The sequence below is a fragment of the Streptomyces sp. Ac-502 genome (genome assembly GCF_045222935.1).
GTDB classification, from domain to species: Bacteria; Actinomycetota; Actinomycetes; order Streptomycetales; family Streptomycetaceae; genus Streptomyces; species Streptomyces monomycini.
This window is the reverse complement of record NZ_JBHFFO010000001.1, coordinates 2,532,812-2,552,124: the sequence shown is the minus strand read 5'-3', so window position 1 is coordinate 2,552,124 and position 19,313 is coordinate 2,532,812. Positions and strand designations below refer to the sequence as shown.

General features: G+C 74.1%; 15 protein-coding genes and 3 pseudogenes. 10 read left to right on the top strand and 8 right to left on the bottom strand.

The window, feature by feature from the left end; translation table 11 throughout:
- Window positions 1-85 precede the first annotated feature (85 nt).
- The gene (locus ACEXOX_RS11535; RefSeq protein WP_406520343.1) at window positions 86-832 is read left to right on the top strand and encodes a helical backbone metal receptor; all 747 of its coding nucleotides are present in this window, start codon (window positions 86-88) and stop codon (window positions 830-832) included.
- Here the strand turns inward: ACEXOX_RS11535 and ACEXOX_RS11530 are convergent.
- Window positions 804-2,030: a TDT family transporter gene (locus tag ACEXOX_RS11530; protein WP_406520341.1), complete on the bottom strand. Its 1,227-nt coding sequence runs from the start codon at window positions 2,028-2,030 to the stop codon at window positions 804-806. The genes ACEXOX_RS11535 and ACEXOX_RS11530 overlap by 29 nt on opposite strands.
- 71 nt (window positions 2,031-2,101) lie before the next feature.
- Here ACEXOX_RS11530 and ACEXOX_RS11525 point away from each other — a divergent pair, with 71 nt between their 5' ends.
- Window positions 2,102-3,049: a LysR family transcriptional regulator gene (locus tag ACEXOX_RS11525; protein ID WP_406520339.1), complete on the top strand. Its 948-nt coding sequence runs from the start codon at window positions 2,102-2,104 to the stop codon at window positions 3,047-3,049.
- A 27-nt stretch (window positions 3,050-3,076) separates the two neighbouring features.
- On the opposite strand, the gene ACEXOX_RS11520 is transcribed toward ACEXOX_RS11525, so the two are convergent.
- The 5 genes from ACEXOX_RS11520 to ACEXOX_RS11500 all read right to left on the bottom strand — a co-directional run bounded on the left by ACEXOX_RS11520 (window position 3,077) and on the right by ACEXOX_RS11500 (window position 6,899).
- Entirely contained in the window at window positions 3,077-3,262 is a 186-nt protein-coding gene (locus ACEXOX_RS11520) for a hypothetical protein (protein ID WP_406520338.1), read from the bottom strand.
- The gene (locus ACEXOX_RS11515) at window positions 3,259-3,615 is read right to left on the bottom strand and encodes a hypothetical protein (protein ID WP_406520337.1); all 357 of its coding nucleotides are present in this window, start codon (window positions 3,613-3,615) and stop codon (window positions 3,259-3,261) included. Before ACEXOX_RS11515 ends, ACEXOX_RS11520 begins: the two co-directional genes overlap by 4 nt.
- 186 nt (window positions 3,616-3,801) lie before the next feature.
- A complete protein-coding gene (locus ACEXOX_RS11510; RefSeq protein WP_406520335.1) occupies window positions 3,802-4,497 on the bottom strand; it encodes a gamma-glutamyl-gamma-aminobutyrate hydrolase family protein in 696 nt (231 codons plus the stop codon).
- Between the two features lie 57 nt (window positions 4,498-4,554).
- Window positions 4,555-6,027 (bottom strand): ethanolamine permease, encoded by a 1,473-nt coding sequence (gene eat / locus ACEXOX_RS11505; protein WP_406520333.1) that lies wholly within the window; start codon window positions 6,025-6,027, stop codon window positions 4,555-4,557.
- 113 nt (window positions 6,028-6,140) lie between these two features.
- Complete coding sequence (locus ACEXOX_RS11500; protein ID WP_406526300.1) at window positions 6,141-6,899, bottom strand: FadR/GntR family transcriptional regulator; 759 nt, start codon at window positions 6,897-6,899, stop codon at window positions 6,141-6,143.
- A gap of 94 nt (window positions 6,900-6,993) precedes the next feature.
- On the opposite strand from ACEXOX_RS11500, the gene ACEXOX_RS11495 reads away from it, so the two are divergent.
- The 4 genes and pseudogenes from ACEXOX_RS11495 (at window position 6,994) to ACEXOX_RS11480 (ending at window position 11,981) form a co-directional block, all read left to right on the top strand.
- Window positions 6,994-8,361, top strand: a complete 1,368-nt coding sequence (locus tag ACEXOX_RS11495) for a glutamine synthetase family protein (RefSeq protein WP_406520331.1) — start codon at window positions 6,994-6,996, stop codon at window positions 8,359-8,361.
- Window positions 8,362-8,374: 13 nt separating this feature from the next.
- Window positions 8,375-9,744: pseudogene (locus tag ACEXOX_RS11490) on the top strand (aldehyde dehydrogenase family protein).
- A complete protein-coding gene (locus ACEXOX_RS11485; RefSeq protein ID WP_406520330.1) occupies window positions 9,741-10,553 on the top strand; it encodes a 3-oxoacyl-ACP reductase in 813 nt (270 codons plus the stop codon). The pseudogene ACEXOX_RS11490 and the gene ACEXOX_RS11485 overlap by 4 nt, the downstream one beginning before the upstream one ends.
- Before the next feature lie 129 nt (window positions 10,554-10,682).
- A complete protein-coding gene (locus tag ACEXOX_RS11480; RefSeq protein WP_406520329.1) occupies window positions 10,683-11,981 on the top strand; it encodes a haloacid dehalogenase-like hydrolase in 1,299 nt (432 codons plus the stop codon).
- A gap of 39 nt (window positions 11,982-12,020) precedes the next feature.
- Here ACEXOX_RS11480 and ACEXOX_RS11475 read toward each other — a convergent pair whose 3' ends face one another.
- A complete protein-coding gene (locus ACEXOX_RS11475) occupies window positions 12,021-13,238 on the bottom strand; it encodes an amino acid deaminase/aldolase (protein ID WP_406520328.1) in 1,218 nt (405 codons plus the stop codon).
- A gap of 223 nt (window positions 13,239-13,461) precedes the next feature.
- On the opposite strand from ACEXOX_RS11475, the gene ACEXOX_RS11470 reads away from it, so the two are divergent.
- From ACEXOX_RS11470 to ACEXOX_RS11455, 4 genes and pseudogenes are all read left to right on the top strand, one after another.
- The gene (locus tag ACEXOX_RS11470) at window positions 13,462-14,937 is read left to right on the top strand and encodes a hypothetical protein (RefSeq protein ID WP_406520327.1); all 1,476 of its coding nucleotides are present in this window, start codon (window positions 13,462-13,464) and stop codon (window positions 14,935-14,937) included.
- Window positions 14,934-16,099, top strand: a pseudogene (gene mycP, locus ACEXOX_RS11465) (type VII secretion-associated serine protease mycosin). Before ACEXOX_RS11470 ends, mycP begins: the two are co-directional and overlap by 4 nt.
- Window positions 16,100-16,863: 764 nt before the next feature.
- A complete protein-coding gene (locus ACEXOX_RS11460) occupies window positions 16,864-17,619 on the top strand; it encodes an SseB family protein (protein WP_406520326.1) in 756 nt (251 codons plus the stop codon).
- Window positions 17,620-17,717: 98 nt separating this feature from the next.
- Window positions 17,718-18,445, top strand: a pseudogene (locus ACEXOX_RS11455) (MIP family channel protein).
- 176 nt (window positions 18,446-18,621) lie between these two features.
- On the opposite strand, the gene ACEXOX_RS11450 reads toward ACEXOX_RS11455, so the two are convergent.
- The gene (locus tag ACEXOX_RS11450; protein ID WP_030017693.1) at window positions 18,622-19,020 is read right to left on the bottom strand and encodes a DUF1844 domain-containing protein; all 399 of its coding nucleotides are present in this window, start codon (window positions 19,018-19,020) and stop codon (window positions 18,622-18,624) included.
- Window positions 19,021-19,313: the final 293 nt, after the last annotated feature.

Below are 19,313 nucleotides of genomic sequence, written 5' to 3'. Positions count from 1 at the left end.
CCATACGGGCCCCGCCCCCGGCAGTACGCCGGGGGCGGGGTTTCGTCTGTACGGCCCGCTCGTCCGCCATGCCGCGTACGGTGGGATGATGACGACCGGTCAGCACCGCGCCCCGCGCGTGGTCTCCCTCGTGCCCTCGCTCACCGAGGCCGTGGCCGCCACCGCGCCCGACCTCCTGGTCGGCGCCACCGACTGGTGCAGTCACCCCGCCGGGCTGGACGTGCCGCGCGTCGGCGGCACCAAGAACCCGGACGCCGCCCGGATCGCCGCCCTCGCGCCCGGCCTCGTCCTGGCCAACGAGGAGGAGAACCGCGCGCCCGACCTCGCCGCGCTGCGGGCCGCCGGGCTGGACGTCCTGGTCACCGAGATCCGGGACCTGGATGAGGCGCTGCGCGAACTGGAACGGGTCCTGGTGCGCGGCTGCCGGCTGCCCAGGCCCGGCTGGCTGGACGACGCGGCGGACGCCTGGCGGGACGTACGGGCCGAGGCGGCGGGCGCGCGCGGCGCGGTCGTGCCGATCTGGCGGCGGCCCTGGATGGTGCTGGGCCGGGACACCTTCGCGGGGGACCTGCTCGCCCGGCTCGGTGTACGGAACCTCTACGCGGACCACGCCGAACGGTATCCGCGCGTCCCGGTCGAGGAGCTGAACGCGCGCGGCGCCGACCTGGTGGTGCTCCCGGACGAGCCGTACCGCTTCACGGCGGACGACGGCCCCGAGGCGTTCCCGGGGCTGCCGTCCGCGCTGGTCAGCGGGCGTCATCTGACGTGGTACGGGCCGTCGTTGGCAGAGGCGCCGGCGGTGCTCAGGGCCGCGCTGGAAGCGGCTCGCTGAGGGGCGCCGTCCCGGGTGCCGCCTCCGGTGCCGGCACCGGGGACATCTCCGGCGCCGTCGCCGGCTTCTCCGGCGGCGGTACGAGAAGCCGGCCGCGCGCCAGCCCCAGCGCGGTACGGGTCCCGGCCACCAGCCACGCCGCCACCAGTACGGCGAACAGTCCCACCGCGAGCCAGCCGAAGGCCGCGAGCCCGGTGTGCCGCGCCAGGCCCGCCGCGCCCGTCACGCACGTACCGACCGGGAAGGTGAACGCCCACCAGGTCATCGAGAACGTCATCCCGGCCCGGAAGGCCCGGACGACCAGGGCCGTCGCCAGCGCCAGCCACAGCAGCGCGAAGCCGGTGACCGGCACGCCGTACAGGAGCGCGAAGCCGCTCATCGCCCGCGCGTACCCGGCGCCGACCGCCCCCGGCGCGGCGTCCGCGAGGTTGTTGACCGCGGTCGTGGACTGGCCGAGCGGCCCGAGGACGAGGAACAGGGTCGGGCTCAGCGCGAGCGGCAGCGGGCCGTGGTGGATCAGCCGGGCCAGGACCAGCGGCAGTACCAGCAGGGTGGCCAGCAGCGACATGCCGAACATCGCGTAGCAGGCGAGCAGCATCGCCTCCTGCCACTGCCCGGCCGGCAGGTGCGGCACCAGGCCCGGACCGAGCGCCGCCGAGACCATCGGCGCGACCAGCGGCAGGATCCACACGGGGGAGGCGGTACCGGGCTCGATCCGGTGCCGGGCCACCATCAGGTACGGCACCGCCGCGGCCGCCGCGAGGCCCACCGCCGTACCGGCGCACCACAGGACCGCGTCGGCGGCGACGGCGGCCCGCTCGCCGAGCACGTCCGGGCCGACGGCGAGCGTCCCGCCGCCGACCGCCAGCAGGGCCATCGCCAGGCAGCCGTAGAACGGCGCCACCGCCGGGTCGAGGAGGTGGCGCCGCGCCTGGTCGGCGTGGCGGAGCCAGTGGACGGTACGGGCGGCCAGCAGGGCCGTCAGCAGGACGCCGGACAGGGCCCAGACCACGACGTACGCACCGCGCAGGCCGGGGGAGCGCAGCGGCAGGGTCGCGCCGGCGTTGGCGACGATGGCGGTGCCCATGACGGCGGCATACCAGTTGGGACCGAGGTGACACAGGGCCGGGGAAGTGGCGCGGGAACGGGCGGGGGGACGGGGGCCGGTGCGGGCGGAGGGCCGCGTCAGGGTTGCCATGTCTTCCAGGGTCGGCCCGCGCCCCGCCTTCCACCAGGGACCTCGCCCCTATGAGCCCATAAGGTGGGGTTATGGGTTCAGGAAATGCAGGACAGTCGGCGGCGGACCCGGTGGTTCCGCTCGCGCATCGGGTACCGGACCTCGGCGCGCTGGAGCTGCTGCTCGCCGTCGCCCGGCTCGGCAGCCTCGGGCGGGCGGCCCGCGAGCGGGGCATCAGCCAGCCCGCCGCCAGCAGCCGTCTGCGCTCGATGGAGCAGCAGCTGGGTGTCGCCCTCGTCGAGCGCTCACCGCGCGGCTCGCGCCTGACGGACGCGGGCGCCCTGGTCACGGACTGGGCCCGGCAGGTGGTGGAGGCCGCCGAGGCGTTCGACGCGGGCGCGCAGGCGCTGCGCGGGCGGCGGGACTCGCGGCTGCGGGTCGCCGCCAGTATGACGATCGCCGAGTATCTGCTGCCCGGCTGGCTCATCGCGCTGCGCACACAGCGTCCGGACACCGCGGTCTCCCTGCTGGCCGGGAACTCCGCCGCCGTCGCCGAGCGGCTCCTCGCGGGCGAGGCCGACCTCGGGTTCGTGGAGGGGCTCGACGTGCCCGCCGGGCTGGACGGTGCGGTCATCGGCCATGACCGTCTGGTGGTGGTCGCCGCGCCCGCCCACCCGTGGGCCCGGCGCCGCAGGGAGCTGACGGCGGCCGAACTGGCCGCGGCCCCGCTGATCCTGCGCGAGCGCGGTTCCGGTACCCGCCAGGTCCTGGACGCGGCACTGGCCGGGCACGGCGGGCTCGCCGCGCCGCTGCTGGAGCTGGCCTCCACGACGGCGGTCAAGGCCGCCGCGGTGAGCGGCGCCGGGCCGTCGGTGCTGAGCGAACTGGCCGTGGGGGAGGAGCTGGCGGCGCGGCGGCTGGTCGAGGTGCCGGTGCTGGGCACGCGCTTCGGCCGCGATCTGCGGGCGGTCTGGCCCGCCGGGCAGCGGCCCGCGGGCCCGGCCCGACACCTGCTGGGGCTGACCCGCGCCCTGCCGTGACCGGGACCGCGACCGGCCGGGACCGGGTCAGCGGTCGGCCTGGTACGCCCCGTCCGCGCCGGTGACGCTCCGGCCGTCGGGCGCGGTGTAGGTGAGGGTGCGGTCGCCGCGGATCTGGAAGACGTTGGTGGGACGCTGACGGTTCCGCGGGTTGCAGACCGACACCGGGACGGTGAAGACGGTCCGGTAGCGCGCCCCGTCGGCCGTGGTCACCCGTGTCGCGAAGGTGACCACCCCTTCTTGGCGGGGTGGCTGCCGTTCGGCGCCTCGTGGAACCAGAACCCGTCCGCGGTCGACGAGGAGTCCGTCGGCTCGACCGTGACCGAGTTGTCCGCGTTGAACCGCACGGTCCGTACCTTCGTGCCGTCCTGGGTGTACGGCTTGGACAGCTCGAACCGCGCTCTGCCGCCCTCCTGAGGGGCCTGGATGTAGTCGTTCGCGCTGCCGCCGCACTGGCCGGGGGCGGCCACGGCGGATCCGGGCTGGGTGAGGAGGGTGAGGGCCAGGGCGGCGGACAGCCCCAGGGCGGCGGACTTCAGGTGGCGTCGGTGGTGTCGGTACGTCATGGCGAAACCCACTTCCGTCGGAAGGACAGCACGCGGCCGGGCTCCGCCGAAAAGGCCGAGCCCCCGGCGTTGACGCAGGTCACCGCCGGTACAGCGAGCGTATCCAGGCTCCGGGGGAGATGGCATCGCTGAATCGGATGGGTTTGCCGCCGCAATTTGCAGCGAAGGGAGCGTGGGTCCGGGCCCTCAGGAACCGCCCGCCGCCCGCACCAGCGCGTCCATCACCCGGGTGTCGTCCCCGGCCTCCGGATGCCACTGCACGGACAGGACGAAGTGCTCGGCGCCGGGCAGTTCCAGGGCCTCGACCGTGCCGTCCGCCGCGTGGGCGGACGGGCGCAGGCCGCTGCCGAGCCGGTCCACGGCCTGGTGGTGGTACGTCGGCACGGACACCGCCTCGGGCAGGATCCCGCCGAGCAGCGTGCCCGGTTCCGGCTTGACCTCGTGGCGGCCGAAGATGCCGACCGGGCCCGCGTGCCCGTCGAGGTGCTGCACGAGGGTGCCGCCGAGGGCGACGTTCAGCAGTTGCAGGCCCCGGCAGACGCCGAGCAGCGGCACGCGTGCCTCCAGCGCCGCGTCGATCAGCGCCAGCTCCCAGACGTCCCGGTCGCGGGCCGGCGGGCCGGTGCGCGGGTCGGCGTCGGCCCCGTACCGTACGGGTTCCACGTCCGGGCCGCCCGCGATCACCAGGCCGTCCAGCCGGGCGACGGCCGCGGCCGCGGTGCCCGGGTCGCCGGGCGGCAGCAGCGCGGCAAGACCGCCGCAGCGCTGGACGAGCCGGTGGTAGCCGGCCGGGAGCACGGCGGCCGGCAATGCCCAGACGCCCCAGCGGGCGTCGTCGGCGACGTAGGTGGTGACACCGATGAGGGGCGGGGTAGTGGGCACTGGTCCTCCGGAGGATGCGGTGGCGGACGTCGAGGTGACGGTCCGGCGGGCTGCCGGTCAGTCGCGATCCAGTTCGGCCTCGGCCGCCGCGAGCGCCGCGAACTCCTCCTCCGGGGCCGCCGCGACCAGCCGGTGCCGGGAGTAGAACGCGAAGTACGCCAGGGCGACCCCGTACACGCCGAGGGCCATGAAGGCGGCCTCTTTGTCGACGAGGAACGTCGCCACCAGCGCGGCGCAGGCCAGGACGAAGGCGACGGACGAGGTGAGGGTGCCGCCGGGGGTGCGGTACGGGCGGGGCAGCCGCGGCTCGCGGCGGCGCAGCACGATGTGCGAGAGCGACATCAGGGCGTAGGAGATGGTGGCGCCGAAGACGGCGATGTTGAGCATCCGGGCGCCGTCGCCGGTCGCGGCGGCCAGCGCGAAGCCCAGCGCGCCGGGCACCAGCAGCGCCAGGTACGGGGCCTTGCGGCGGCTGGTGAGGGACAGGAAGCGGGGCAGGTAGCCGGCCCGGGAGAGGGCGAAGAGCTGCCGGGACCCGGCGAAGATGAGGGAGAAGAAGGACGCCACCAGGCCCGCCAGGCCCGCGTAGTTGACGATGCGGGAGACGGTGGTGGGCTCGCCGTGCGGCTGGAGCGCCTGCACCAGCGGGTCGCCCACCGACTGGACGGCGGCGGAACCCCGTGCGCCGGTCGCGGCGACGAAGGTGACCAGCGCGAGCAGCAGCAGGATGCCCATCGCGGCGGCCATCGCCTTCGGCAGCGTACGGGCCGGGTCCTTGGTCTCCTCGGCGGCCAGCGGCACGCCCTCGACGCCCAGGAAGAACCACATGCCGAACGGGAACGCCGCCCAGATGCCGAGAATGCCGAACGGCAGCCACGAACTCGCGCCGAACGCACCGGAGTCGACCGGGATGTCGTCCAGCGCGCCGACGTGGAAGTCGCTGAACGCGCCGACCGCGAAGACGACGACCGCGGCGACCGCGACGGCGGTGACGACCAGGCTGAAGCGCAGGGCCTCGCCCACGCCCCACAGGTGGATGCCGATGAAGACCACGAAGCAGGCGAGGTACACGGGCCAGCTGGAGGTCAGGCCGAACAGGCCGAGGGATTCGACGTAGTCGCCGATGAAGAGGGAGATCGCGGCGGGCGCGAGCACGTACTCGATGAGGATGGCCGTGCCGGTCAGGAAGCCGCCCCAGGTGCCCAGCGCGCGCCGCGCGAAGCCGTAACCGCCGCCCGCCGTCGGCAGGACGGAGGCCAGTTCGGCGAGTGCGAAGACGAGACAGGTGTACATCAGGCCCATCAGGACCGCGGCGATGGCCAGCCCGCCGAAGCCGCCCTGCGCCAGGCCGTTGTTCCAGCCGGAGAAGTCGCCGGAGACGACGTACGCGACGCCCAGGCCGGTGAGCAGGAGCGGGCCCGCGCTGCCGCGCCGCAGGGTGCGCTTTCGGAGGTAGGCGTCCTGGGGCGCGGAGCCGCCGGGTGAGGTGGCCGCGGGCGGTGCGGTACGGGGGTCCGTGCTGTCGGCCATGAGCCGCTCCTGCCTCGCCGAGGGGTGAGTGAGGGGGAAGTGCAGTAATGGTTTAGCCACGTACCTTTGCGTCGTGGTGCGGCCGAGCGCAAGCCCCCTGCGTAAAAGACTGGTTACGCCGGCGGGCCCGTCAAGAACCCCCGCAGCAGCGCCGCCGTCCCCGCGCAGTGTTCGCGCATCACCTCCCGCGCGCCGTCCGCGTCACCCTCCAGTACCGCCTCGACCAGCGCGGTGTGCTGCGCCTGGGAGTGCTCCAGGTTGCGTACCAGCAGCGGGATGCAGTCGAGCAGTTCGTTCACGCCGGCCCGCACCGCGGCGTACTGCGCCGCCAGCGACGGCGAACCGGCCAGCTCGGCCAGCGTCAGGTGCAGCAGCGTGTCGCGCCGCCGGTAGTCCGCGAGCGGCGCGTCGTGGGTGGCCGCCAGCGCCTCCCGCAGCCGCCGCGCCTGCGCGTCGTCCAGGCCGTGCGCGGCGCACAGTCCGGCGGCGCCCACCTCCAGCACCTCGCGGAACCGCAGCGCGTCCTCGACGTCCACCTTCTCGACGCGGCGCCGCAGCTCGTCCTCGCCCGCCGTCTCCGGGCGCGGCCGGACGAACGTACCGCCGTAGCGGCCGCGCCGGCTCTCCACCAGCCCCTCGTCCTGGAGCACCTTGAGGACCTCGCGCAGCGTCACCCGGCTGATGTGCAGCCGCTCCGCCAACTCCCGTTCGGCGGGCAGGCGTTCACCGCCCTGGACCAGGCCCAGCCGGACGATCTGGAGTATCTGCTCCAGCGCCTCCTCGAACCCGTTGCCCGCCCGCACCGGGCGCAGTACGGGCGCCAGCCGGTCCGCCGGGCGCCTCGCCGGACCGCTCTGCGCGGAGCCCGCCACGCCGTTGTCCGCACCGTCCACCGGAACCCCTTCCCAACCAATGGTTCGTGGGCCTACCTTATGACCTCCGGATGCAGCGACAGGAGGCACCACCGTGGCAGACCGCACGCCCCCGCTCGCCGTCGAGGAGCTGACCAGGCTCGTCGACGCCGGGGAGATCGACACCGTCGTCCTGGCCTTCACCGACATGCAGGGCAGGCTCACCGGCAAGCGGTTCGCGGCCCGCCACTTCCTCGACGAGGTGCTGGAGCACGGCACCGAGGGCTGCAACTACCTCCTCGCCGTGGACGTGGACGTCAACACCGTCCAGGGCTACGCGATGTCCTCCTGGGAGCACGGCTACGGCGACTTCGCCATGCACGGCGACACCGCCACCCTGCGCCGCACCCCGTGGAACCCCGGCACCGCCCTGCTCACCGCCGACCTCGCCTGGCACGACGGCTCGCCGGTCGCCGCCTCCCCGCGGCAGATCCTGCGCCGCCAGCTCGACCGGCTCGCCGAGCGCGGCTGGAGCGCCTACGCGGGCACCGAGCTGGAGTTCATCGTCTTCCGCGACACCTACGAGGACGCCTGGAACCGCGGCTACCGCGGCATGACCCCCGCCAACCAGTACAACACCGACTACTCCGTCCTCGGCACCGGCCGTGTCGAACCCCTGCTGCGCCGCATCCGCAACGAGATGGGCGCCGCCGGGATGACCGTGGAGTCCGCCAAGGGCGAGTGCAACCTCGGCCAGCACGAGATCGCCTTCCGCTACGACGAGGCGCTGACCACCTGCGACCAGCACTCCGTCTACAAGACCGGCGCCAAGGAGATCGCCGCCCAGGAGGGCATGGCGCTGACCTTCATGGCCAAGTACGACGAGCGCGAGGGCAACAGCTGCCACATCCACCTCTCGCTGCGCGACGAGGCCGGGCAGCCCGTGATGGCCGACGACTCGGGCCCGTACGGCATGTCGACGGTCATGCGGCACTTCCTGGCAGGACAGCTCGCCGCGCTGCGCGACTTCACCCTCTTCTACGCACCCAACATCAACTCCTACAAGCGCTTCCGGCCCGGCTCCTTCGCCCCCACAGCTGTCGCCTGGGGCCCGGACAACCGCACCTGCGCACTGCGCGTCATCGGCCACGGGCACGGCCACCGCCTGGAGAACCGCCTGCCCGGCGGCGACGTCAACCCGTACCTCGCCGTCGCCGCCATGGTCGCCGCAGGTCTGTACGGGATCGAGCACGAGCTGGAGCTGCCAGAGGCGTGCACCGGCAACGCCTACACCGGCGACGCCGCGCACGTGCCCGCCACTCTGCGCGAGGCCGCCGCCCTGTGGGAGTCCAGCCCCATCGCCCGCGAAGCGTTCGGCGACGAGGTCGTCGAGCACTACCTCCACATGGCCCGCGTCGAACAGGACGCGTACGACGCCGCCGTAACGGACTGGGAGCGCTTCCGCTCCTTCGAGCGCATGTAAGGAAAGCTGCGACGTGTTGCAAGAGCTGCGCATCATCAACCCGGCGACCGAGGAACTGGAAGCCGTCGTCCCCGTCACCACCCCCGCCGAGGTGGACGAGGCGGTCCGGCGGGCCGCCACGGCGCAGGAGAAGTGGGCCGCGCTGCCGCCCGGCGACCGGGCCCGCCTCCTGCGGCGGTTCGCCGGGGTCGTCGAGGAGAACAGCGAGGCGCTGGCCAGGCTGGAGCTGGCCGAGGCCGGCCACCCCTGGGCAACGCCCGGTGGGAGGCGAACAACGTCGTCGACCTGCTGCACTACGCCGCCGGGGGAGTGGAGCGGCTGACCGGCAGCCAGATCCCCGTCGCCGGCGGCCTGAACATCACCGTCCAGGAGCCGCTCGGCGTCGTCGCCGTCATCGCGCCCTGGAACTTCCCGATGCCGATCGCCGCCTGGGGCTCGGCCCCCGCGCTCGCCGCCGGCAACGCCGTCCTCCTCAAGCCCGCCGAGACCACCCCGCTCACCGCTTTGCGCCTCGCCGAGTACGCGCTGGAGGCGGGCCTGCCCGAGGGCCTGTTCCAGGTCCTGCCGGGCGAGGGCGCGGTCACCGGCGACGCCCTGGTGGAACACCCCGGCGTCGCCAAGGTCGTCTTCACCGGCTCCACCACCACCGGCCGCCACATCGCCGCCAAGTGCGCCGCGCGGACCAAGCGCCTGACCCTCGAACTCGGCGGCAAGAGCCCCAACATCGTCTTCGCCGACGCCGACCTCGAACGGGCCGCGGCCGCCGCCCCCGGCTCCTTCCTCGACAACACCGGCCAGGACTGCTGCGCCCGCAGCCGCATCCTGGTCCAGCGCTCGGTCTACGACCGCTTCATGGAGCTGCTGGAGCCCGCCGTGAAGGCGTTCGTCGCGGGCGACCCCGCCGACCCCGCGACACAGATGGGTCCGCTGATCTCCGCCGCCCAGCGCGAGCGCGTACGGTCGTACGTCTCCGAGGACGCGCCCGCCGCCATCCGCGGCGAGGCCCCCAAGGGCAAGGGCTTCTGGTACCCGGCCACCGTCCTGGAGGGCAGGCCGGACGACCGTACCGCCGTCGAGGAGATCTTCGGCCCGGTCGCCGTCGCGATCCCCTTCGAGGACGAGGCCGACGCCGTACGGCTCGCCAACGCCACCGACTACGGCCTCTCCGGCTCCATCTGGACCCGCGACGTCGGCCGCGCCCTGCGGGTGTCCGGCGCGGTCGCCGCCGGGAACCTCTCCGTCAACTCGCACAGCAGCGTCCGCTACTGGACCCCGTTCGGCGGCTACAAGCAGTCCGGCCTCGGCCGGGAACTGGGCCCCGGCGCGCTCGCCGCCTTCACCGAGACCAAGAACATCTTCATCAGCACCGAGGAGCAGCAGTGACCGACCAGACCACCGCGGCCGCCGACGGCAGCGCGACCCCCGTGTGCCGTCGCCTCGCCGGCCGTACCGCCGTCATCACCGGCGCCGGCAGCGGCATCGGCCTGGCCACCGCCCGCCGCCTGGCCTCCGAGGGCGCGAACGTGGTCTGCGCCGACATCGACGAGAAGGCCGGCAAGGCCGCCGCCGAGGAGGTCGGCGGCACCTTCGTCCAGGTCGACGTGACCGACTCCGACCAGGTCGAGGCGCTGTTCAAGGCGGCGTACGACACGTACGGCTCGGTGGACGTGGCGTTCAACAACGCCGGCATCTCGCCCGCCGACGACGACTCGATCCTCACCACCGGGCTGGACGCCTGGAAGCGCGTCCAGGAGGTCAACCTCACCTCCGTCTACCTGTGCTGCAAGCACGCGCTGCCCTACATGCAGCGCCAGGGCAAGGGCTCGATCATCAACACGGCGTCCTTCGTGGCCGTGATGGGCGCCGCCACCTCGCAGATCAGCTACACCGCGTCCAAGGGCGGCGTGCTGTCGATGTCCCGCGAGCTGGGCGTGCAGTTCGCCCGCGAGGGCATCCGGGTGAACGCGCTGTGCCCGGGGCCGGTGAACACGCCGCTGCTGAAGGAACTGTTCGCCAAGGACCCGGAGCGCGCCGCGCGCCGCCTGGTGCACGTCCCGGTCGGCCGGTTCGCCGAGCCGGAGGAGATCGCGGCCGCGGTCGCCTTCCTCGCCAGCGACGACGCCTCCTTCGTGAACGCCGCGGAGTTCCTGGTGGACGGCGGAATCGCAGGGGCGTACGTCACACCCGTGTAGGCCGCAGCCTTCTTCGCGGATACAGTCCGAAGATCACCACCGGGACCGGCGCCCCGGCGCGCCGGCCCCGGTGTGCTTTTGCCCGCAGGAACGTCACTGCCGACATTCCGCCCCAACCACCGGAGAACCATGCGCACCAGACACGCCCTCGCCCTGGGACTCGCCGCCGCCGCGACCGTCACCACCCTCGCGGCCACCGGCCCCGCGGTCGCCGCGCCCGCACACCCCGCGAAGGCCCCGGAGCGTACGAGCTGTCCGCAGCTCTCCAAGAACATCACGTGGTACGGCAACAACCGCGCCAAGATCCAGCGCATGATCGACGAGCGCGGCATCTGCTCCCACCCGAAGCCGGGCCCCGAGGGCCGCCCCGTCGCCGCCTTCGACTGGGACAACACCGTCGTCAAGAACGACATCACCGACGCCACGCTCGCCTGGTCCCTGAAGCACGACAAGATCCTGCGCCCCAAGAGCTGGAAGGCCACCAGCCCCTGGATGACCAAGGCCGCCGACCGCGCCCTGACCAAGGCGTGCGGCACCTCCGTGCCCGCCGGCCGCCCGCTGCGCACCTCGAAGAACGCCGCCTGCGCCGACGAGATCATGGAGATCCGCGGCACCGCCCGCACCATGGACGGCAAGGCCGCCTTCGCGGGCGAGTGGAACCACCGCCGCACCAAGCCCGAGTACGCCTGGGTCCCGCAGCTGTTCGCCGGCCTGACCCCGGCCCAGCTCACCTCGTACACCCGGCAGGCCCGCGCCGAGGCCCTCGCCGCGCCCGTCGGCGCCAAGCAGACCGTCGGCACCCACCAGCTGGCCGGCTACATCCGCTACTACGACCAGCAGAAGGACCTGATCCGCACCCTCAAGGCGGCCGGGTTCGAGGTCTACATCGTCTCCGCCTCCTCGGAGACCGTCGCCGAGGCGTGGTCCGGCGGCGTGGGCGTCGACCGCGCGCACACCATCGGCGTCCGCAGCCTGATGAAGAACGGCCGGTTCACCACCGGCATCCGCGGCTGCGGCGACGTCAAGGACGGCCACGGTGAGGTGCTGCCGTACATGGACGGCAAGCGCTGCCTGATCAACCAGGAGATCTTCAAGATCAAGGGCGCCGAGGCGTGGCGGTTCCAGGACCCCGCGCACCGCATCGCGCTCGGCGGCGGCGACGCCAACACCGACGTCACCTTCGTCAACGACGCGACCGGCATTCACCTGGCCATCAACCGCAACCAGCCGGAACTGATGTGCCGCGGCTACGACAACGCCGACGGCCGCTGGGTGGTCAACCCGATGTTCATCGAGCCGCTGCCCCATAAGTCCGACACGTACCCCTGTGCCACCAAGGGCTACACCAACACCGACGGCGGCCTCGGCGCGGTCCGCCGCCCCGACGGCACGGTGGTCCCCGACCAGAAGGACCGCATCCACGCCTGACCCGGCACACGAGGAGGGCCGCCCCGCCTACAGGAACGCCTACAGGAAGGTGCGGCCCTCCCCGCGGTACGTCGGCACCGTCGCCACCACCCGGTCCCCCTCGACCAGGTGCAGCTCGGCGAAGCGCTCGCACAGCTCACCGGCCTTCGCGTGCCGGAACCACACCTTGTCGCCGAGCCGCAGCCCGTCCGTGGCCGGCCCCAGCAGCGGCGTCTGCACCTCCCCGGCCTCCTCCTGCGGGTCGTACCGCAGCCCCTCGGGCAGATACGGCACCGGCGACCGGTCCCGCCCCGCGACCCCGGACGCCGGATACCCACCGCCCAGTACGGTCACCACACCGTCCCCCGGCCGCCGCACCACCGGCTGCGCGAACACCGCCGCCGGACGGCCCGAGAACGACCGGTAGTTGTCGAACAGCCGCGGCACGTACAGCCCCGACCCCGCCGCCACCTCGGTCACCGCGGCCTCCGCCGCCGTGTGCTGCACACTGCCCGTACCGCCGCCGTTGACGAACTCCAGGTCCGGCGCCTCGGCCCGCACCGCGCGCACCACCTCCCAGCGCCGCCGCGCGATGTCCCGGCGCGCCGCCGTCTGCATCGCCCGCACGGCCCGCGAGCGCAGCGGATGCCCGGCCACCGCGTCACCCACACCCGCCACATGACCCTCGTACGCCATCAGACCCACCACACGGAACCCCGGACGGCGCGTCACCGCACGCGCCAGCGCGGCCACCTGCTCCGGGCGGCTCAACGGTGAACGCCGCGCACCCACCCGCACCCGCCCGCCCAGCGGCCGGAAAGCGGTGTCCCACTCCAGACACACCCGCACCTCCTCGCCGCCGCCCGCGGGCCGGGCCGCGTCGATCAGCTCCAGCTGCGCCACGTCGTCGACCAGCACGGTCACCGCGCGGGCCGACTTCGGGGCGCCCGTCAGCTCCGCGAACCCCGCCCGGTCCGCCGACGGATACGCCAGCAGCACGTCCTCGAACCCCGACCGGGCCAGCCACAGCGACTCGGCCAGCGTGAAACTCATGATCCCCGCGAAGCCGTCACGCGCCAGCGCCCGCTCCAGCAGCGCCCGGCAGCGCACCGACTTGCTCGCCACCCGCACCGGCTTGCCCTGGGCCCGTCGCACCAGGTCGTCGGCATTGGCGTCGAACGCCCCCAGATCGACGACGGCCAGCGGCGCGTCGAGACCGGCGGTGGCCCGGTCGAGGCGGGCCCTGTCACCAACTGCGTCGCACGAGTACCGGGACATGGCCCGCAGCCTGCCAGAACGGGCTACGGGTGGGTAGGGGAGAGAACACGACAGACCGGGCGCCGGACGCCCGGCCACGGCGGACGAGTTGGAGCACCGGCGGCGGCAGCCCGTAGAGTGGCGGACGCCGCAACCAGCAGGTCAGCGGTGTGATGTCCGGATACGAACCACCCTGCCCCGATTGCCGGTCGGGCCGGTGGAACACAGGCGCGAGGGGAGCGCGGTGAGCACCGAAGCCGACTTCGCCGACGCGTCTCGCCTTCCCCGCACCCCGCCCCAGGCCCCGCCGGTACCGGCGCCGCCCGCCGAGGACCCGCAGACCGCCGTCCTGCGCCCGGTCCCGCCGGAACGGCCCGCCACGCCCCCCGGCCCAGGCCCCATGCCACCCACCGCGCCCACCAGGACCCCGGCGGCGGCCCCGCCCCGCCCCGCGACTCCGGCGGCCGCCCCGCCCCGCCCCGCGCCCCCGGCGGCGCCGCACGCATCCGCGGACCCCCCGCCCCCCGCCGGCGTCCCCCCGCTCCCCACCCACGCCCCGGCTCCGGCCCGTACGGAGGCCACGCCCGCACCCATCCCCGCCCCGGCCCGTACGGACGCCACAGCCACACCCGTCCCCACCCAAACCCCAGCCAGTACGGACGCCACGCCCGCACCCGGCCCCGCACCCGCAGCCGTCCCCACTCCGCCCCCGGCGGACCGTTCCGCCACCCCCCGCGACACCGCCGCCTTCCACCTCGCCAACAGCGAAGCACTCTGGAACGGCCCTGGCGTCGCCCCCGGCCCCGTAGCCGCCGAAACGCACCCGAACACCCCACCCCACCCCGCCCCGCCCCACCCCACTCCGCCCCGCCCCACCCAGCCCCCGGCCGGGGCCGCACCGCCGCCCCCCACCGGAACCCCGCTCTCCGGCCCGCCCCTGCCCCCGGCCCCGCCGTACCGCGCCAAGCCCTCCCGGCGCACCGCGCTCGCCGCCGCCGGACTCGTGCTCGGCCTCGGCCTCGTGGCGGGTGCCACCGCCGGCACCTGGCTCGCCGACGACCCGGGCGGCAGCCCCGCCGCCGAGGCGGTCTTCGCGCAGGGCCGCGAGGTCTGGCACAGCGCCCCCGTCGACACGCTCTTCCCCCGCACCCTGAACGGGGTGGGCACCGGCCCCGGCGGCGCCGACCGCACCTGGATCCGCGCCGCCGTCGCCCCCGACAGCGGCTGCGCGGGCGCCTTCGACCCGCTGCTGGCCAAGGCACTCGCCCCGGTGGGCTGCAACCGCCTGGTACGGGCCACCTACGTCGACGTCACCCGCACCAACCTCGTCACCGTCGGCGCCGTCGCCACCAAGGCCGACCGCACCGCCATGCAGGACCTGCGCCGCCGCTTCGCCAAGGAGCACCTGGACACCCGTACGGACCTGATGCCCCGCCCGTACGCCGCCAAGGGCACCCCCGCCGCCGACTTCGGGCCCGCTCAGCGCGCCAGCTGGAGCATCCGCGTCCTCGACGATTTGCCCGTCGTCGTCTACGCCGTCTCCGGCTTCGCCGACGGCCGCACTGTCGACGACCCGCAGCCCGCCGCCGAAGCCACCCGCACCGGCGCCACCACCGCCCCCGCAGAAGCCGGACTGGGCCACGACGCCAAGGCCGTCACCGAACGGATCGAGCAGACCTTCCGCAAGCAGGCCGCCCAGGGAACCACGGAGCCGCAATGACCAGGAGGCCACTGCTGCGCGCCGCGGGCGTCGCCCTGTCCGCCGCCGCGCTGACCGTGCTGCCCGTCCTGCCCGCCCATGCCGACGGCATACGCACCCAGGAGTGGGCGCTGAACGCCCTGCATGCCGAGAAGGCCTGGGAGACCACCAAGGGTGACGGCATCACCGTCGCCGTACTGGACACGGGCGTCGACGCGGACCACCCCGACCTCCAGGGCCAGGTCCTGCCCGCCAACGACCTGGTCGGCTTCGGGGCGAGCCCCGGCGACAGCTCCTGGGCCGAGCACGGCACCGCCATGTCCGGCATCATCGCGGGCCACGGCCACGGCCACGGCGCCGACCGGGCCGACGGCGTCGTCGGCGTAGCCCCCGAAGCCAAGATCCTTCCGGTCCGGGTCATCCTGGAGGACAGCGATCCGGAGCGGCAGCGCGCCCGCACCGAACGCGCCGGCGCCCTCGCCGACGGCATCCGCTGGGCCACCGACCACGGCGCCGACGTGATCAACCTGTCCCTCGGCGACGACAGCCGCTCCGCGCACCCCGAACCCCGCGAGGACGCCGCCATCCAGTACGCCCTGAGCAAGGGCGTCCCCGTCATCGCCTCGGCCGGCAACGGCGGCAAGGACGGCGACCACGTCTCCTACCCCGCCGCCTACCCCGGCGTGATCGCCGTGACCGCCGTCGACCAGTGGGGCTCCCGCGCCAACTTCTCCACCCGCCGCTGGTACGCCACGGTCTGTGCGCCCGGCGTCGGCGTCGTCATCGCCAACCCGGACCGCAAGTACTACGAGGGCTGGGGCACCAGCGCCGCGTCCGCCTTCGTCTCCGGCGCGGTGGCACTCGTCCGCTCCGCCCACCCGGACCTCAGCCCCGCCCAGATCAAGAAACTCCTCACCGACACGGCCCAGGACGCCCCCGAAGGCGGCCGCAACGACGAACTGGGCGCAGGCATGGTCGACCCGGCCGCCGCCATGGAAAAGGCCGAAACCCTCAAGCCGACCCCCAAAAGCCCGAACCAGCCACCTACGACAAGCAGTACTTCGGCACCGGCCCGACCACCCCCCAGGCCACCGACAAGACCGGCTGGCTCCCGTGGACGGCGACGATCGCAGGCATAGCCCTGATCACCACCTCCGCAATCTTCTGGCGCAACCGAACCTGATCAGCCACAACAACGCCGCACCGCCCCACACCGCACCGACCCCGGCCAAAGCGCCGCCGCACCGCCCCACCCACCGAACCGGTCCCCGGTCCCAGCCCAGACGCCGCCGCACCCAGCCCACCCACCGAACCGGTCCCAGCCCAAACGCCGCCGCACCCAGCCCCCCACCCCCGCCCTCACGAACCCCCTCCCACCCTCCCCACGGAAGGGGGCGGGCCGGAGCGGCCTGCCGCGCAGGCCCGCCCCCGAACCTTGACAGCCCCGCGCAGCGGCCACCGCCCGCCGCAGGCGCAACGGACCAGCACCCGCAAGCAACCCGCCACCAGCGATCCGAAAACCCGCGCCCAAAGGGCGCCCCGCAGCGGCCACAGCCCGCCGCAGGCGCAACGGACCAGCACCCGAAAGCGGCCCGCCACCGGCGATCCGAAGACCCGCGCCCAAAGGGCGCCCCGCCGCAGGCGCAACGGATCAGCACCCGATAGCGGCCCGCCACCGGCGATTCGAAATCCCGCGCCCAAAGGGCGCCCGCCGCAGGCGCAACGGACCAGCACCCGATAGCGGCCCGCCACCGGCGATCCGAAATCCCGCGCCCAAAGGGCGCCCCGCCGCAGGCGCAACGGGCCCGCAGCCAAAAGCGATCCGCCACCAGCGATCCGGAACCCCGCGCCCAAAGGGCGCCCCGCAACGACGCCACACCCGAAAGCGGCCCCGGACCGACCGGCCCAATCCCCGGGCCCGAAGGGCCCAGCGTTAGGCTCGAGAACGTGCTCAAAAACATCCCCACCTCGGACTTCTCCGACGACGACGGCACCGCCGACCCGGAACTCGCGGCCGCCCTGGCGGCCCACGCGACCGCCGTCGCGGCCCGTGCCCCGGACCGGGCCGCCGCCACTGAGGCCCGGCTCCTGCCCCTGCTGAGCCGGGCCCGGCTGCTCGTCCCGGTCGTCGCCGTCCTCGGCGAGGTGGAGACCGGCCCGGACGGTCTGAAGCGGGAGAAGACCAGCGACATGGCCGTGCCGACGCTCCAGGCCCCCGACGGCCGCCGCGCGCTGCCCGCCTTCACGTCCATGGAGACGCTGCACCGCTGGCGCCCGGACGCCCGCCCGGTGGCCGTACCGATGCGGCAGGCCCTGCTCGCGGCCGCGCACGAGAAGGCGGACACGATCGTCGTCGACCTGGCGGGGCCGGCGACGTACCAGCTCACCGGCGCCGCGCTGCGCGCCCTCGCGGAGGGCCGGGAGAGCAGTGACCCGCGCGAGGACCCGGCCGTCACGGACGCGCTGCGCGCCCTGCTGGCCGCGGAGCCGGACGTGCTGGCCGCCCGCCTGGACCCGTCGGCGGAGGCCGACGCGACTTTGGCCCTCGGGCTCGCCCCGGAGGCCGCGCCCGCCGCCGTCGCGCAGCGGCTGGCCGAGGCGCTGGCCGCCGACGAGACCCTGCGTTCCCGGCTCGTACGCGGCCTCGACCTGGCCCTGCTGCCGCCCGGCTCCGACACCACCGGAGCCTTCTTCACCCGCTGACGGCCCCGACCGCCTGTCGCCGCCCCCCGCCGACAGGCGGAACCCCGTGACCGGCCTCACAATGCGAAGAGAGAGCAAGATCCGCGTGAGGAGGCCCCATGGAGACGACAACGGAGACCCGCACGGTCGTATCCGAGTTCCTCGGGACGCTGCTCCTGGTGTTCTTCGCCGTCGGCTCCGCGGTGCTGGCCGGCGAGTACATCGGAACCTTCGGCATCGCCCTGGCATTCGGCTTCACCCTGTTGGCCCTGGCGTACGCGCTCGGCCCGATCTCCGGCAGCCACGTCAACCCGGCGGTGACGCTCGGCATGCTGCTGGCCCGGCGCATCACCCCCGTACGGCGATCGAGTACTGGATCGCCCAGCTGCTGGGCGGCATCGTCGGTGCCGCGCTGCTGTTCCTGGTCGCCAAGCAGGTGCCGGGCCTGAAGACCAGCGAGGCCTTCGGGTCCAACGGGTGGGGTGACCGCTCGGCCGTGCACATCAATCTCGGCGGCGCCTTCGTGGCCGAGATCGTGCTGACGTTCCTGCTGGTGTTCGTGGTGCTCGCGGTGACGCACCGGGTGGCGGTGGTCGGCTTCGACGGCCTGCCGATCGGCTTGGCGCTGGCGGTCGTGCACTTGGTCGGCATCCCGCTCACGGGGACATCGGTGAACCCGGCCCGCAGCATCGGACCGGCCCTGTTCGCGGGCGGCGGCGCGCTGTCGCAGCTGTGGCTGTTCATCGTGGCGCCCATGATCGGCGGGGCGCTGGCGGCGCTGGTGCACCAGATCACCCACCCGCCGAACGAGCCGAAGCTGGTCGCGGACGAACGGTCCGCGGTCTAGACGAACGGCAAGCGGCCCGGACGAACGACAGGCCCTCCGCAGGAACGGCCCGCCTCGGGGCGAACGCCCCGCCCTAGCGACGAACGCCCCGCCCACCGGACGAACAACCCCCTCCCCGCACGAACGCAAAGGGCCGCCCCCGACACCGGGAGCGGCCCTTCCACCTGCCCTACGTGCTACCCGTACACCGGTCCCGTGAACTTCTCCCCGGGCCCCTGCCCCGGCTCGTCCGGCACCAGCGACGCCTCGCGGAAGGCGAGCTGCAGCGACTTCAGTCCGTCCCGCAGCGGAGCGGCGTGGTACGAGCCGATCTCGGTCGCGCTGGCCGTGACCAGCCCGGCCAGCGCCTGGATGAGCTTGCGGGCCTCGTCCAGGTCCTTGTGGTCGGCGCCCTCCTCGGCGAGCCCGAGGTTGACCGCCGCCGAGGACATCAGGTGCACGGCCACCGTGGTGATCACCTCGACCGCCGGTACGTCCGCGATGTCGCGGGTCATGGCGTCGAAGTCCGGGTTCGCGGGGGCGGCGGGGCCGCCCGGTTCCGCCGGTCCGGGCTGCTGCGGGGTCTGGTCACTCATGGCTCGCGCTTCACTTCCTGCTCAGGGGTCTGCCCAACCTTAGGCCCCGCCCGCGCTCGGACCGGGCCCGCCCCCGTGCCCGTCCCGTACACGAGTGGGGTCCGGCCGTCCGCTCGTGTATTCTGGGAATCCGACCGGTCGAGTACTCATGTGCCCGACCCGCAAGTGGAGGCTCCGATCTCCCACCCGAACCGACCTCACGGTCGGCGGGTCAACGGTCTGGCTGCGCCCCGCGATGACATCGCGGCGGTGCTCCTGATCCATTGAGGAGCCCCGCCTGTGTCCCGTCCGGG